We start from the raw sequence: 14966 nt of genomic DNA, 5'->3' as shown, positions 1-14966 counted from the left end.
AGCCAAATAAATTTAAACCAGCCGTTAAAATAAAGCAAGTTAAAAAACGGCGGGCGTTTCCCTTTATCTTACTCTAAACCTTTGAAGAGCAAATTTCCCCCTGATTATATTCCACACAAGCGAAACCCTCCTGATATATTCGTTCCAAACCTTTGAATGCTTTATTGATAAAGCTCCGATAAATGAGAACCCAGCGAAGAACATCGCTTGGAAAGGTATAGCTGCAAGTTCAAGATAGTAAGCGCTTAAAATAATCGCCACAAGCATATATCCAGCAAGGAAAAGCTCTACAAATGTGACCCACTCAACCCTTGAAGCGACATATTTTCTATTTTCCCATTTTTCTGTTTCCTCTTTAATTCCATATTTTGGTGTCCTGACAAATTCTGTCTTTTTGCCGATCAATGCCAGTATTACAGCTCTTGTATTGTTGACCGCAAGCCCCATACTCCCAGCAAGAAAAAGTGGAAACAGGATTATCTTATCACGCCAATCTTTATAAATTTCCATTTGAGCGAGAGTGTAAATGAGAAATGGTCCAAAAAATGGTATGACAAAAATTCCCAGGATAAAGTAATACCAGTCGTAATTTCCGCTTTCTTTGATCATAACTACGATTGGATTCAAAAGCGCGGTCAAAAGGATAAATGGGAAGACGAAGTTGTTCGTTAAATGAAATGTCGCTTCAAGTTTAATTTTTAGAGGCAAACTTTCCTTCCAAATTGTCTTTAGATATTTAAGCCCGACTTCAATTGCTCCTTTTGTCCATCTAAATTGCTGTGATTTCAGGGCGTTTATCTCCGAGGGTAGTTCTGCTGGGGAAACAACATCTTTTAAGAAGATAAATTTCCATTTCTTTAACTGAGCGCGGTAGCTTAAATCCATATCTTCTGCGAGCGTGTCACCTTCCCAATTTCCTGCATCTTCAATGCACGCCTTTCGCCAAATTCCCCCAGTTCCATTGAATGTTATGAAAAATCCAACTTCATTCCTTACATACTGTTCCATTATAAAGTGACCGTTTAGAGCAAGAGCTTGAGCTTGGGTTAGAAGCGAATAATTTTCATTTATATGCTCCCACCTCGTTTGAACCATCCCGATGTTCCCATCAAGGTAAAAATAAGGCAATGTTTTCTTTAGAAAGTCGGGATTCGGAACGAAATCAGCGTCAAAAATTGCGATGAAATCGCCCTTTGCAAATTTTAACCCGTACTTTAACGCTCCAGCTTTAAAACCCTCTCTTGTCCCCCGACGGATATGTTCAATATCAAAACCTTTTGACTTTAACTCCATGACTTTCAAAGCTACGACCTGAACTGTTTCATCGGTTGAATCGTCAAGGACTTGTATTTGCATTTTTTCCTTCGGGTAATCTATCTTGCTTATTGCATCAAGAAGGCGTGGTGCAACATAAACTTCATTATAAATTGGAAGTTGAATTGTGACAGCTGGAAAGTTTTTCTCATCGCCGAAAAGTTCCTCAAGCAACTTCGGTTTTAATTTTTTCCTCTTCCCCTCCGCTTCCTCTTTTTTAATCCTTAAATAATAATAGACGAGGACAAATCCATGGGCTCCGAAAATTGAAAGGGCTAAAATTGAAAGGAAATAAATAACCAGAATTAAGTCCTCTAACATCGGGATCTCCTTTGTTTTTTACCAGTTTGAAACTGTTGCAAGTAAAATATCTTCAGAAAGTTTATCTATAGCCGTTTGAATCGCCGTTTGAATCCTAAATTGTAAATTTGCCTGGGTATCTCCTTCAAGTTCGTATTCGCCCCAGTTTGAGAAAGTCCTTTCCCAAAGTTTTGTCCTTTTCACCATATCGTAATAGCTGACCTTGACAGTTATCGTTATCCTTGATTTTTTGACTCTTTCACCAGTTCCGACTACAACCGGGTTATCTTGGACACTTACGATAACGCCTTCAAGTATTGAATTAGCCGTGTTTCTATCAGCGACTTTCAATGTATTATCCTTGATGAATTTCTCAATCAACTTTTCCGTCAATTCTTCTCTCAAGGTTGCACGACCATAACCGCTTTGGTCGTCAAAAAGTGTTATCGCTATGGTTTTCAAATGGGGCGGAACGGATGCCCCAGTGAACGAGTATCTACAACTTGAAAAAGCAATTGCAAATATAATAAAAACGAGTTTAATTTTCACGCTTCCTTTCCAGCCCATATTCCTTTATTTTCCTGTAAAGTGTTCTTTCGCTAATCTTTAAAGCCCTTGCAGCAAGACGCTTGTTCCAGTTGAACCTTTCTAATGCAGCCTGTATCATACGCTTTTCCATATCAACAAGTGAAAAATTTTCTATTACAGTTCCAGTTTTAAAGTCAACCTTTGCCTCAGGCAAAGCAAGCGGTGATGTTATCTGTTTTGAAATGAAAGTCGCAAGATTGTCAAGTAAATTTTTTATTTCAATCAAGTCACCTTTAATGTCAATTAAAGCTCGGTAAATCAGTTCTCTATCGGCTTGCTCACTTGTCTTCCCGTATCTGATAGGTAAATTGCGCGTAAAATCAAATCCGGACAGGTCGTATTTCAGATATTTACGAACCATGTTCGCGTCAACGATTTTCCCGTTCTCAAGAACGAGGATGCTTTCAACAAAATTTTTTAACTCTCTGACATTCCCAGGCCAGTGATAGCTTATCAGAACTTGCATCGCATCGTCTGTTATACCGGCGAAGGCGACTTTATTTTTTTGGCAAAATTCAGCAACAAATTTTTCAAATAAAATAGGTATATCCTCTCTTCTTTCACGCAAAGGAGGGATGTAGATATTGACACTTCTGAGACGATAATACAAATCCTCTCTGAAATTACCTCTTTTTACCTCATCTTCAAGATTTTTATTCGTTGCGGTTATAACTCTGACATCAACTTTTCTGAGTTGAGATGAACCCACTCTCATAAATTCGCCCGTCTCAATCACTCTTAAAATTTTTACTTGTGTTGTCATCGGCATATCCCCGATCTCGTCAAGAAAAATTGTTCCACCGTCAGCCATCTCAAAATAACCCTTGCGCGTTTCAATTGCCCCGGTGAAGGCTCCTTTTTCATGTCCAAAGAGCTCCGATTCAAGTATCCCCTCTGGTATCGCTCCAGAATTTACAATCACAAAAGGACCGTTTGCCCTTTTACTTTCACCGTGAATCGCCCTTGCGACAAGTTCTTTCCCAACGCCACTTTCACCAGTTATCAAAACGGTTATATCCGTTGGCGCAACCTGCTCTATGACTGCGATTATTTCCTTTATCGCTTGTGACTCGCCGTAGATACCGTATTTTTCCTGTATCTCTTCTCTTTTTGACATTGCGAATTTAAATCTCTATTTTCATTCCATCAAATGCGACTTCTATATTAAGGTCAAATTTAGCCCTCGCATATTCAAGCATGAAATTTACATCTCTATCCGGTGAGATATGCGTCAAAATCACCTTTGGAACATTGTATTCGGAGACAAACTCAATTATATCTTCAATCCCGATATGTGCGCATTCTATCAGAAGAAGGTCAACGCCTTCAATGAAATTTTTCAGTTCGCCAACCGAATCAATGTCCGATGAGAATAGAAATCGCTTCACTCCGATTCCATCGTTTAAAACCTCTTCAACGAGGTATCCGTATGATGTTGTTTCTACGCCGTAAATGTCGGAATACTTACGGTATTTTTTTAGATGAGATGTCGGGAAAAGTTTGATTTTTAAGTTTTCGGTCAAAATGAGTTCATCTTTTGGTAGTGGAAGAAATTTGTATTCAAATTCAAACCTTTCTCTAAAAATGTATAAAAAAGGCAAAAACTTTTCAACGGCATCAATGTGTTTCTCGGGGAGATAAATTTCAATATCTTTCTTTCTTCCACGCCATTTTAAGTATTGTAAAAATCTCGGCAAACCGATGAAATGATCAGCGTGAGTATGGGATATGAAGACCTTTTCTATTTTTTCAATGTCAAGGTCATCTCCCGCTATTGATGATGAAGCCCCTTCTCCAATTTCAAGGAGGAACATCTTCTCTCCCACTTCAACACCAACGCATGAATGAGCTTTCCCTTTTTCAGGTATTCCAGATGCGCTTCCGAAAATTGTGATTTTCATCTTGTTTCTGAACTTATTATGAAACCATCCCTTTCAAATTTTTCCCTTATCTCCTTTTTCAACCTTTCGGCATCTTTTCTATCTTGTAGACAACCAACCCAGACAAGGTAGAATAACTTCCCATCTTTTATCTTTGTGTGGAGTTCAACGTTATAGCCCTTTTCTTCAAAAAAACTTTTTTCCTTTTCAGCATTTCTTTTGTCTGTGAAAGCCCCAACTTGAATTGAAAAGGCACATTTAACCTCTGTGGTTGTTCTCTCAAGGGATGGGAATTTTACATTTATCCCAGCGTACGGGGAAGAGGGATAGGTTTTCTTCAAACGCTCAAGCTCTCGTTTCGCTTGTTCGTAATCGCCTTTCGCATAGTGAAATTGAAAAATTTTAAAGAGCGCTTCATCAGAGTATTCACCCTCGGGATGGTTCAAAACTATATCATAGTAAATCTTTACAGCTTCCTCTGCGTTTTCTTTCAGGATGGCGTCAAGGAATTTTAAATTAGGGGAGTTTGGATATAACTTTTTTAAACTGTCAAGGGCAACTTTGACACTGTCAACATTCCCGATGCGCAGAAAATAAAGATACCTGCTTATATCAACATCTTGCGAAAAGGTGAAATTAATTAAGAGAAGAAACGAGGCTATTTTTAGAAAGGTTTTTTTCATGTAGAATTTTAACTATATCTCCAAACAAAGTTGCTGAATTTGCCTTGTTTATGCGAACTATGACATAATCACCCGGTTTTACGCTTTCATGCTTTGGGAATATGACAACTTTATTTGTATCGGTTCTTCCCATCCATTGCTCGGATGAACGCTTGCTCTCTCCTTCAACTAAGACCTCAACCTCTTTCCCGATCAACCCCTGATTTATCTCATAGGAGATTTTCTGTTGCAATTCAATTATCTCCATCAATCTTCTGACCTTAACCTCATCCGGGACATCGTCACCCATCGCATATGCTTTTGTCCCCTCTCTTGGTGAATACTTGAACATAAATGCGCCGTCAAATCTGACCTCTTCAAGCAAACTCAAGGTCATCTTGTGGTCCTCTTCCGTTTCGGTTGGGAAACCAGCAATTATATCCGTAGACAAACTAACGCCAGGAATCGTTTCCCTTATTTTCCTGACGAGCTCAAGGTAATGTTTTCTATCATAGGTTCTGTTCATCAATTCAAGAATTCTATCTGAGCCAGATTGAACTGGGAGATGAATGTAGTTGCATATGTTCGGATGTTCAGCTATGGTTTGTATCAATTTATTGGACATGTCTTTGGGGTGTGAAGTTGTAAATCTGATACGCATGTTTCTGTCAACTTGAGCAACCGCTGATAAAAGGTCTGCGAAGTCATAGTTTCCATCGCGGTATGAATTGACATTTTGACCAAGGAGTGTAACCTCGCGATAACCTTGGGATGAAAGCATTTCAACTTCCTTTACAATGCTATCAAGAGGTCTGCTTCTTTCCCTTCCACGGGTGAATGGAACTACGCAAAATGTGCAAAATTTATCGCAACCTCTCATAACAGTTATCCATGCGCTTATGCCTTCGGTTCTAAGCGGTGTGATATCGTCGTATGTTTCAACCTTTGATAATTTAACTGCTATCCCCTTATGCCCTGCGAAAGCATCATTTACAAGCTGTGGAAGTTTCCTGTATTCATCTGGACCTACAACTATATCAGCGAGGTTTTCTTCCTCTATTAATCTTTTTTTCAATCTCTCAGCCATGCAACCGAGAACCCCTATCACAAGGTCTGGCTTGCGCTTTTTATATCTCAAAAAGGAGCTCAATCTTCCTATAACTCTTTGCTCTGCGTGTTCACGGACACTGCATGTATTCACGAGGATTACATCTGCTTTTGAGATGTCATCTGTGAGTGAATAGCCATGCTTTTTCATAATACCAAGCACGATTTCGGAATCGGCTAAATTCATCTGGCATCCGTATGTCTCTATGTAAATTCTCTTGGATTCGCCCATTTTTACTGTTGGATTTTTTGTTTAAATTTAAAAAACATAGACCTTAAAAACAAGTGAGCTCGCTGGTTCGTTTTTTATTTAAACGGTGCTTTTGCTATATTATTGAAAAATAAAAAAACGATGCCTTTCCCGCGATGGAAATAAATGTTCTCTTTATCGGCGATATTGTCGGTGAACCAGGGTTGAGGATTGTTGAAATGCTTTTGCCGAATTTCAAAAAGATTTATAATGTTGATTTTTGTATCGCCAATGGTGAAAATGTCGCTGATGGCAAAGGTATAACCCCAGAAACAGCACAGCGTCTTTTTAAAGCGGGCGTAAATGTCATAACAACTGGAAATCATGTTTGGGATAAATTGCAGTTTGTCAAGGATTACTTGATAAATGAGCCAAATATCTTGCGACCCCTTAACTATCCAAAGGGTACATATGGTAAGGGTTATGTCGTGTATAATCTGCCAAGTAGAAATGTTAAGATCGCTGTTATAAATCTACAAGGGCGGATTTTCCTTTATCCGATTGATTGTCCGTTTAGAACGGCTGAAATGGCGCTTGCTAAGATTTCAAAGGAGACGAAAATTATCATCGTTGACATGCATGCTGATGCGACCGCTGAAAAAATGGCCATGGGTTGGTATCTTGATGGAAGGGTGAGCGCAGTCGTTGGAACGCACACACATATCCCCACAGCTGATGGTAGAATTCTCCCAGGTGGGACCGCCTATATAACCGACATCGGAATGACGGGTCCTTATGACTCTGTTATCGGGATGGAGAAAAGAAGCTCAATTTTAAGATTTCTTTACCAGACGCCTCATAAGTATGAAGTCGCTCAAAATGATGTTAAATTTTCATCTGTTTTAATCTCAATTGATGCTGAGACAGGAAAGGCGCTTAAAATTGAAAGTGTGATTTATCCCGAGTTCAATAAAACAATAAACGAGGGGGCACTTCAAAATGCCAGCACAAATAATCAATGGGAGGAAAATCTCTGAAGAGATCAAAAAAGAAGTCAAACAAAAAAAAGAAGCACTTTTCAACGAAACAGGAATTGTCCCCGGGCTTGCTTTTATACTTGTAGGTGATAATCCCGCCTCGCAAGTTTATGTCAATATGAAAGGTAAAGCTTGTGAAGAGCTCGGGTTTTATTCCGTGACGATTAAGTTGCCAGCTCAAACAACTGAGGATGAATTAATTGAAAAAATCAAGACATTGAACAATGATTCAAAAATTCACGGAATCCTCGTTCAACTTCCCTTACCTTCGCACATTGATGAACAAAAAATACTTCAAGCGATTGATCCGATAAAAGATGTTGACGGTTTTCATCCTGTAAATGTCGGGAAACTTGTCATTGGACTTGACACATATCTTCCTTGTACACCTGCAGGGATACAGGAGCTTTTAAAAAGGAGTGATATCAATCCTTCGGGAAAGCATGTCGTCGTCGTTGGAAGAAGTAATATAGTTGGAAAACCGATAGCGAATATACTTCTTCAGAAGAGGGACTGGGCTAATGCGACTGTCACAGTTTGCCACACTGGAACAAGAGACATCGCTTATTTCACGCGTCAGGCGGATATTTTAATCGTCGCGATGGGAAAACCTGAATTTATAAAAGGGGATATGATAAAACCGGGCGCTGTTGTGATTGATGTTGGTGTCAATAGAATTGATGACCCAAATGTTGAGAAAGGTTATAGGATCGTCGGCGATGTCCATTTTGAATCTGCTTTTGAAGTCGCCGGTGCTATAACTCCGGTCCCGGGTGGAGTTGGTCCGATGACTATCGCAATGTTGATGAAAAATACATTACAAGCAGCATTAAACCAGATTAAAGTTAAGGAACTTGCAAATTAAATCTGGAAGTGATTTGGAGAGGGCTTTTTTTATATCCGATGTTCATCTCGGACACGGAACAAAGGAAAGCGAACGCGCAAAGCAAATTGAACTTTTACGTTTCCTTGATATAGTTGGTCAAAGTTCGGGAAAACTTTTTATAGTCGGTGATTTCTTTGATGTGTGGTTTGAGTATAAACTTGCTGTGCCTAAGGGATTTGTCAGAGTGCTTGGTAAACTCGCTGAACTTGTTGATTCAGGAGTTGAGGTTTTTTATGTCCTTGGGAATCACGATTTCTGGGTTAGAAATTACTTTGAGGATGAGATAGGGATAAAGGTTTTTAAAGACGATTTAAAAGTTGAGTTAAATGGGAAAAAGTTTTACATCATCCACGGTGATGGGCTTTCAAAAGATGATATCGGATACAAGGTGCTGAAGAAAATTTTAAGAAATGGGACAAGCATCTTTCTTTATTCTTTATTTCATCCTGATTTAGGTCTTAAACTTGCGAGCGCATTTTCAAGGAAAAGCCGGGAGTATTCAACAAATAGAGCTTCAGTTAGTGAAAATCGGCTTCGTGAGGAGAAAAGCATGATTGAATTTGCGCAGGGGAAAATAGAAGATGGTTTTGACTATGTCGTCATGGGACACCTTCATAAGCCTGGGATAAAAAAGCTCGGGGATGGTTATTATGTAAATATAGGTGATTGGCTTTGGAACTTCACATATGGATTTTTTGAGACAGAATTTGAGATAAAAAAATGGGAATTCACAAGCGATGAAGTTAAGAAATTACTTCAGAAGTGAGATTGACAAGGAAAGATATTTTAATGATCCCGATTATAGGTTGAAAATTTTAAGAATGTTGAAGCGTAGGAAACAAATAAAAAACATCGTTATAATTTTGCTTGCTGTTTTGCTTTCTGCTTATATTGTCTATCTTGCTGTTGGGCTTCCATCTTTACAGCAGCTTGAAAATCCAACCCCGGAGCTTGCGACAAAAGTTTACTCATACGATGGTGAGCTACTTGGTCAATTTTATATCAAGCAGAGGACTTATACGCCCATTGACAGCATACCGAAGAACTTAATAAAGGCATTGATAGCGACGGAGGATAGAAAGTTTTACAAGCACTGGGGTATTGACCTTGACAGGGTTTTGAAAGCGATGGTGAAAAACATTTTGAGTTTAAGGATTCGTGAGGGGGCAAGCACTATAACACAACAACTTGCAAGAAACCTTTATCTTTCTCAAGAGCTTTCAATCACGAGGAAAATTCGTGAAGCTATAACAGCGGTTCAAATAGAGCGCACATATACGAAGGAGGAGATACTTGAGATGTATTTGAACATCGCATATTTTGGAATGAGCGCTTATGGGGTTGAGTCCGCTTCGTTTGTTTATTTTGGGAAAAGTCCAAGTGAATTGACGCTTGCTGAGTGTGCGCTTCTTGTTGGAATGCTTAGATCACCAGCGAAGTATAATCCTTTTGAATATCCAGATAGAGCGATAAGGATTCGGGATGTCGTCTTAAAGAATATGTTAACCGTTGGTTTCATCACCGAGCAGGAGTATAAGAAGGCGAAAATGGAACCTCTTAATTTAAATCGTGGTCGTGAGTACATTTATTCTGGAATTGCGCCACATTTCCTTGAATATATCAGATGGCAACTCCAAAAGAAGGCGGAGAAATACGGATTTAACATTTATAGGGATGGACTTGTTGTATATACGACCCTTGATGCTCGGATGCAAAGGCACGCCATAAGGGCTGTAAAGGAACAGCTTGCCGAACTCCAGCAGGAATTTGATAAAAGTTGGCGCTGGGATAAAAATCTTTTGAAAGTTATCCTTGATAAAGCGATAAGGCAGGACTTAAGATATGTAAATGCGGATTCCACCGAGAAACCAAAGATTTATGCTCAACTTTTAAATGACAATGCTTTCGTTGATTCAGTCAAAAGGGAAGCAACAAGAATTCAAGTTGGTTTTGTTGCGATTGAACCGCAAACAGGTTATATAAAGGCGATGGTTGGGAGCTCAAATTTTGAGGTTTTCAAGTATGGTTTAAACCATGTAACACAGATAAAAAGACAGCCGGGTTCCGCTTTTAAACCGTTCGTTTATACCGTCGCAATTGACAATGGATATTCACCGGCTTATCAACTTTTAAATCAGCCAATAACCATAATTATGGCAAATGGTGAGAGATGGACGCCGTCAAATTTTGATGGAACTTTCGGCGGAAAAGTAACTTTAAGGGAAGCATTGAAGATGTCAATAAATGTAGTTGCAGTCAGGGTCTTACAGGAACTTGCACCGATAAATCAAGTCATTGATTACGCTCATAAAATGGGCATAACAACTGACATACCGCCTTACGAATCAATTGCCCTTGGAACCGCGGAGGTTATACCGCTTCAATTGACTTCCGCTTATGGTGTTTTTGCAAACGATGGGATTTATGTTGAACCAGTGGCTATTTTGAGGATTGAGGATAGGTTCGGTAATGTCATTGAAGAGGCAAAGCCGGAGAAAAGGGTTGTGATAAGCCCTGAGACGGCTTACATAATAACTGATATACTTGAGGATGCTGTAAATTCTGGGACAGGGACTCGCGTTAGGCAATTTTTCCATCTACCTTGTGCTGGAAAAACTGGCACAACGCAGGAGTTCGCAGACGCTTGGTTCATCGGTTATACACCAAACCTTGTAGCTGGCGTTTGGCTCGGCTTTGATGATAGAAGAATAACTTTCGGTGGAACTTTCGGTCAAGGTGGTAGAGCAGCTGCTCCAATGTGGGGAAGATTTATGAAATATGTCTACGATGACCCAGATATAAATATGCCTATACTTGATTTTGAACAACCCCCTGATGTTGTGACTGCTACGGTTTGTGCTGAGTCCCAAAAACTTGCTACCCCTTATTGTCCACAGAAGATAACTGACCTATTTATAAGAAAGTATCTCCCAACAAAAGAGTGTGACATCCATACATCGGAGCAAAAACCAAGGATTATGTTTTAATGCGGATAAATTTATTAGAAATAATTTTGTTTGCTTTATCTTTTGAACTTCTCCTTTCTCAATCCCAGAACGAGCTCAACCTTTGGCGTTTGGCTCAATCTTTTGAAAGAGCGGGTGAGTATGAGAGAGCTTTAAAAATTTACGAGGAACTCTACTTCAAAAATCCCGACAATAGAACTTATCTTGATGCCCTTGTGAGATTAAACTCCCAAACGAAAAATTATGAAAGAGCTATTTATCTTGCCCGCCTTTGGCTTTCAAATCATCCAGATGATATTGACATGATGGCTAAGCTTGGGGATGTTCACTTCAAAGCGGGTAAGGAAAAAGAAGCAATTGAGATATGGGATAAAATCATAAAGACATACAAGGATAACCCGGGTGTTTACAGGATGGTGGCTGATTATTTAATTCAGAACCGACTTTTTGATAAGGCGATTGATTACTTGAGGACAGCTCAAAGGGTTGCCGGCGTGCAAGAACTTTACTCTTATGAAATAGCGATGCTTTACGAGTTCACAATGAGATTTGACAAAGCTATTGAAGAATACATAAAACTTTTGAGAAGGACGCCGAGCATGCTTCCGAGTGTTAAATCAAGGATGTCGTCATATATAGATAGAGCGGATGTTTTGAAACAGATTATACCTATACTTGATTCTGAAGCGAGGGTTTCAAAGACGAATATCGGAATACTTGAACTTTACGCCTGGGTTTTGAACGAGGTGAGAGATTTTGACAAGGCACTGGATGTTTATAAACAACTTGATAAAATTACATTCGCAAATGGTGATGTGATTTTGAATTTTGCGAATGACCTTTTCAATAGGCGAATTTTCAACATGGCTTTAAAGGCATACGATGAGGTGATAAAAAATTTCCCGAATTCAAAGCTTCTTCCGGAAGCAAAATTTGGGTATATTCGTTCTCGTGAGGAAATCCTTCGTCAAAAGTTGAAAAATAAAATTGAAGACGACACGCTTCTTTTTTCAGAGTTCAAAAAGGTTGAAGGTGATTACACTGAAATTTCAAAAGAATTTCCAGCGACGAAATATGAAGCAGAAGCGCTTTTTAGAATTGGGCTTATAGAGCTTGATGTTTTCTTTGATCTTGACAGGGCGCAGAGATATTTTGAAGAAGTGGAGAAAAAATTTATGCTTTATCTTGGAAGGGAAGCGATTTTTAAAATAGCGGAGATTTTGACATTAAAGGGGGATTTGAACGCAGCTGAGGAAAAATATAGGTATTTGCTCAACTTCAAAAACTTTCCCGATACTTTAAAGGTGAAATTTTCGCTTGCTCAGGTTTGGTATTATCAAGGTGAATTTGAAAGGGCGAGAAGGGTCCTTGAGGATGTTTCAAAGATAACCTCTTCGGATTACTCAAACGATGCAATAGAATTGCTTTTGAAAATTCAAACCAACCGTTTCCCGTCAGATAAACCTTTGAGAGAATTTGCCCTTGCTGAGTTGAAACTCAAGCAAAGAAAATACGGTGAAGCGATATCAATCCTTGAAGATATAATCTCAAACTGTTCAAATTGTCCTATTGTTGATGATGCGATTTTCACGCTTGCGATGTCTTATAAGGCGATGGATAAACTTGATAAGGCAATTGAATATCTTGACCTTATCATAAATGAGCACCCTGAAAGCATTTACGCAGATGATGCGATGATGCAGAAGGGAATAATTTATCAAGAAAATTTGGGAAATAGGGAAGTTGCGGTTGACACATTTATGAAACTTATTTCAAAATTTCCAAATTCTATATATGTGAGCGAAGCAAGGAAGAGAGTTAGAGAATTGAGAGGCGAGATACAATGATGAAAAAATTTCTTCTTCTAATTTTTTCCGTTTTGGGTTTGGCATCGGGACAGAATAAAATTTTAATTTATATGGACTTGAAACAAACTGACCATTTGAAGGCGTATGGAATAGCTTATTTTGCGCTTAAACACGGTGTTGATGTTGATTGGCTTTTGAATTATCGCGGTGGTTCGTTTATGATGGATTATCACGATGAGATTGTAAATGAGTGCAGGGTTCGCGGTGTGGCTTTTGAGGTTATATCAAATTCTGAGGCGTTGAAAATTTATGCTTTGATTCAGGATGAAAATAGCAATATGGATGTCGTTCGGCTTGAAAAGGCACCGAAAATAGCTGTTTATGTCCCGCCAAACTTTAGACCTTGGGATGATGCTGTAACACTGGCGCTTGAATACGCTGAAATTCCTTACGATAAAATTTGGGATGAGGAAATTTTAAATGGGAAAGTTTTTGAATATGATTGGCTTCATCTTCATCACGAGGATTTCACAGGTCAATATGGCAAATTCTATGCCTCTTTTGGGAAGACACAGTGGTATGTTGAGGAGCAGATGATGTATGAAAGAGAAGCAAGAAGGTTGGGGTTTAAAAAGGTATCAGAATTAAAGAAGGCGGTTGCACGTGGCATAAAGGAATATATCGCTTCTGGTGGTTTCGTCTTCGCTATGTGTTCGGCAACCGATGCGCTTGATATAGCCCTTGCAGCTGAAAACACCGATATATGCGATGTTATGTATGATGGAGACCCACCCGATCCAGATTGTCAGCAGAAACTTGATTTCTCAAAAACTCTGGCATTTGAAAATTTCAAACTTGAAATGAACCCATACAGATACGAGTATTCTGATATTGACCTTCCACCCAGCGATCCACCTCCACTTCGTGACCCTTCAACAGATTATTTCACGCTTTTTGAATTTTCCGCTAAATATGACCCCGTGCCGACAATGCTAACTCAAAACCATGTCAATGTCATTCACAATTTCATGGGGCAAACAACCTCGTTTAACAGGAAAGTCATAAAGAAATCCGTCGTGATACTTGCCGAGAAAGAGGGCACTGACGAAGTTAAATATATTCATGGTAATTACGGGCGTGGGACCTTTACATTTCTTGGTGGACACGACCCTGAAGATTATCAACACGCTGTTGGTGATCCTCCGACTGATCTATCGCTTCATAAAAATTCGCCGGGATATCGCTTGATTTTAAACAATGTCCTTTTCCCAGCAGCAAAAAAGAAAAAGTTAAAGACATGAAAATTTCACGCAGGGAGTTTATAAAGAAAACAAGCACTGCTATAATTGGCGCTGGTTTAGTGGGGATTAAAGGCTCAAATGCTGAAATTGAGAAAAGGGAGCTTGGAAAGACGGGACTTAAGGTTACAATTCTCGGTCTTGGATGTGCTCAAATTGGGGCTTTGCGTAATTTCAAACTCGCGGTTGAAATAATTGAGACAGCGATAAACCTCGGCATAAATTATATTGACACCGCAAGCACATACGGCAACGCTGAGGAGAAAGTCGGTGAAGTCATGAGGTCAAGACGAAACGAGGTTATACTTGCCACGAAAACACTTCAACGGGACAAGGAAAACTCCTGGCGTGAAATAAACAAGAGCATTGAAAGATTAAAAACCGATTATGTTGATATACTTCAAATTCATTCCGTGAATACCATGGCTGAACTTGATAAAATTACATCTAAAAACGGCTCGCTTTATTCAGTGATAAAAGCAAAAGAACAGGGGTTGTGCAAACATATTGGAATCACTGGACATACAAGACCCGAGGTTATAAAAGAAGCACTTAACAGATTTGACTTTGAGACAGTGCTTATCCCATTGAGTTCCGTTGATAAACTTTTGAACGATTTCGGCGATGTTATCTTCCCGGTGGCTAAAAAGAAAAATATCGGCGTCATAGCAATGAAGGTTCTATCAGATGGTAGGGTGATAGATTTCGTTGAGGATAGCTTGAGATATGTTTTTTCACTTCCGATAAGTACTGCGATAGTTGGCGTTAAAAGCATCGCTGAGTTAAAACAAAATGTTGAGATAGCGAGAAATTTCATCCCGATGACGAGAAATGAGATTGACGCCTTGATTGAGAAGAGCAAAAAATATGCGAACACATCAGTGCTTTGGTGGAAGAGAACTTAAATTTTCGTTGGGCGGTTTATAAATT

13 protein-coding genes are annotated in these 14966 nt (G+C 39.2%); 7 read left to right on the top strand and 6 right to left on the bottom strand.

The window, feature by feature from the left end; genetic code table 11:
- Window positions 1–63: 63 nt before the first annotated feature.
- From FKZ43_RS01610 to miaB, 6 genes are read right to left on the bottom strand one after another with little or no spacing between them, the layout of a single operon-like run.
- Entirely contained in the window at window positions 64–1635 is a 1572-nt protein-coding gene (locus FKZ43_RS01610) for a cellulose synthase family protein (RefSeq protein WP_140944128.1), read from the bottom strand.
- Window positions 1636–1653: 18 nt separating this feature from the next.
- Entirely contained in the window at window positions 1654–2163 is a 510-nt protein-coding gene (locus FKZ43_RS01605; protein ID WP_219916498.1) for an LptE family protein, read from the bottom strand.
- Entirely contained in the window at window positions 2153–3319 is a 1167-nt protein-coding gene (locus FKZ43_RS01600; protein ID WP_140944126.1) for a sigma-54 interaction domain-containing protein, read from the bottom strand. Before FKZ43_RS01600 ends, FKZ43_RS01605 begins: the two co-directional genes overlap by 11 nt.
- A 7-nt stretch (window positions 3320–3326) precedes the next feature.
- Window positions 3327–4103: an MBL fold metallo-hydrolase gene (locus FKZ43_RS01595; protein WP_140944125.1), complete on the bottom strand. Its 777-nt coding sequence runs from the start codon at window positions 4101–4103 to the stop codon at window positions 3327–3329.
- Window positions 4100–4765 (bottom strand): SPOR domain-containing protein, encoded by a 666-nt coding sequence (locus tag FKZ43_RS01590; RefSeq protein WP_140944124.1) that lies wholly within the window; start codon window positions 4763–4765, stop codon window positions 4100–4102. Before FKZ43_RS01590 ends, FKZ43_RS01595 begins: the two co-directional genes overlap by 4 nt.
- On the bottom strand, window positions 4719–6083 hold the full coding sequence (gene miaB / locus FKZ43_RS01585; protein ID WP_140944123.1) for a tRNA (N6-isopentenyl adenosine(37)-C2)-methylthiotransferase MiaB: 1365 nt from the start codon (window positions 6081–6083) through the stop codon (window positions 4719–4721). Before miaB ends, FKZ43_RS01590 begins: the two co-directional genes overlap by 47 nt.
- Window positions 6084–6217: 134 nt before the next feature.
- On the opposite strand from miaB, the gene FKZ43_RS01580 reads away from it, so the two are divergent.
- The 7 genes from FKZ43_RS01580 to FKZ43_RS01550 are packed head-to-tail and all read left to right on the top strand — an operon-like array spanning window position 6218 to window position 14941.
- A complete protein-coding gene (locus tag FKZ43_RS01580) occupies window positions 6218–7078 on the top strand; it encodes a TIGR00282 family metallophosphoesterase (protein WP_140944122.1) in 861 nt (286 codons plus the stop codon).
- The gene (gene folD, locus FKZ43_RS01575) at window positions 7041–7943 is read left to right on the top strand and encodes a bifunctional methylenetetrahydrofolate dehydrogenase/methenyltetrahydrofolate cyclohydrolase FolD (RefSeq protein ID WP_140944121.1); all 903 of its coding nucleotides are present in this window, start codon (window positions 7041–7043) and stop codon (window positions 7941–7943) included. Before FKZ43_RS01580 ends, folD begins: the two co-directional genes overlap by 38 nt.
- Window positions 7944–7956: 13 nt before the next feature.
- The gene (locus FKZ43_RS01570; RefSeq protein WP_181180203.1) at window positions 7957–8730 is read left to right on the top strand and encodes a UDP-2,3-diacylglucosamine diphosphatase; all 774 of its coding nucleotides are present in this window, start codon (window positions 7957–7959) and stop codon (window positions 8728–8730) included.
- Window positions 8702–10951 carry a penicillin-binding protein 1A gene (locus FKZ43_RS01565; RefSeq protein ID WP_140944119.1) on the top strand — a complete coding sequence of 750 codons (2250 nt, stop codon included), beginning with the start codon at window positions 8702–8704 and terminating at the stop codon, window positions 10949–10951. The genes FKZ43_RS01570 and FKZ43_RS01565 overlap by 29 nt, the downstream gene beginning before the upstream one ends.
- On the top strand, window positions 10951–12777 hold the full coding sequence (locus tag FKZ43_RS01560) for a tetratricopeptide repeat protein (protein WP_140944118.1): 1827 nt from the start codon (window positions 10951–10953) through the stop codon (window positions 12775–12777). Before FKZ43_RS01565 ends, FKZ43_RS01560 begins: the two co-directional genes overlap by 1 nt.
- On the top strand, window positions 12777–14039 hold the full coding sequence (locus FKZ43_RS01555) for an asparagine synthetase B (RefSeq protein WP_181180213.1): 1263 nt from the start codon (window positions 12777–12779) through the stop codon (window positions 14037–14039). The genes FKZ43_RS01560 and FKZ43_RS01555 overlap by 1 nt, the downstream gene beginning before the upstream one ends.
- Complete coding sequence (locus FKZ43_RS01550) at window positions 14036–14941, top strand: aldo/keto reductase (RefSeq protein ID WP_140944116.1); 906 nt, start codon at window positions 14036–14038, stop codon at window positions 14939–14941. Before FKZ43_RS01555 ends, FKZ43_RS01550 begins: the two co-directional genes overlap by 4 nt.
- Window positions 14942–14966 lie beyond the last annotated feature (25 nt).

Origin of the sequence: Candidatus Thermokryptus mobilis, from assembly GCF_900070205.1 — a bacterium.
In the GTDB taxonomy this organism is placed as follows: Bacteria; Bacteroidota; Ignavibacteria; order Kryptoniales; family Kryptoniaceae; genus Kryptonium; species Kryptonium mobile.
Note: the sequence above shows the minus strand (reverse complement) of the source record. Positions and strands in the feature narration are given on the sequence as shown.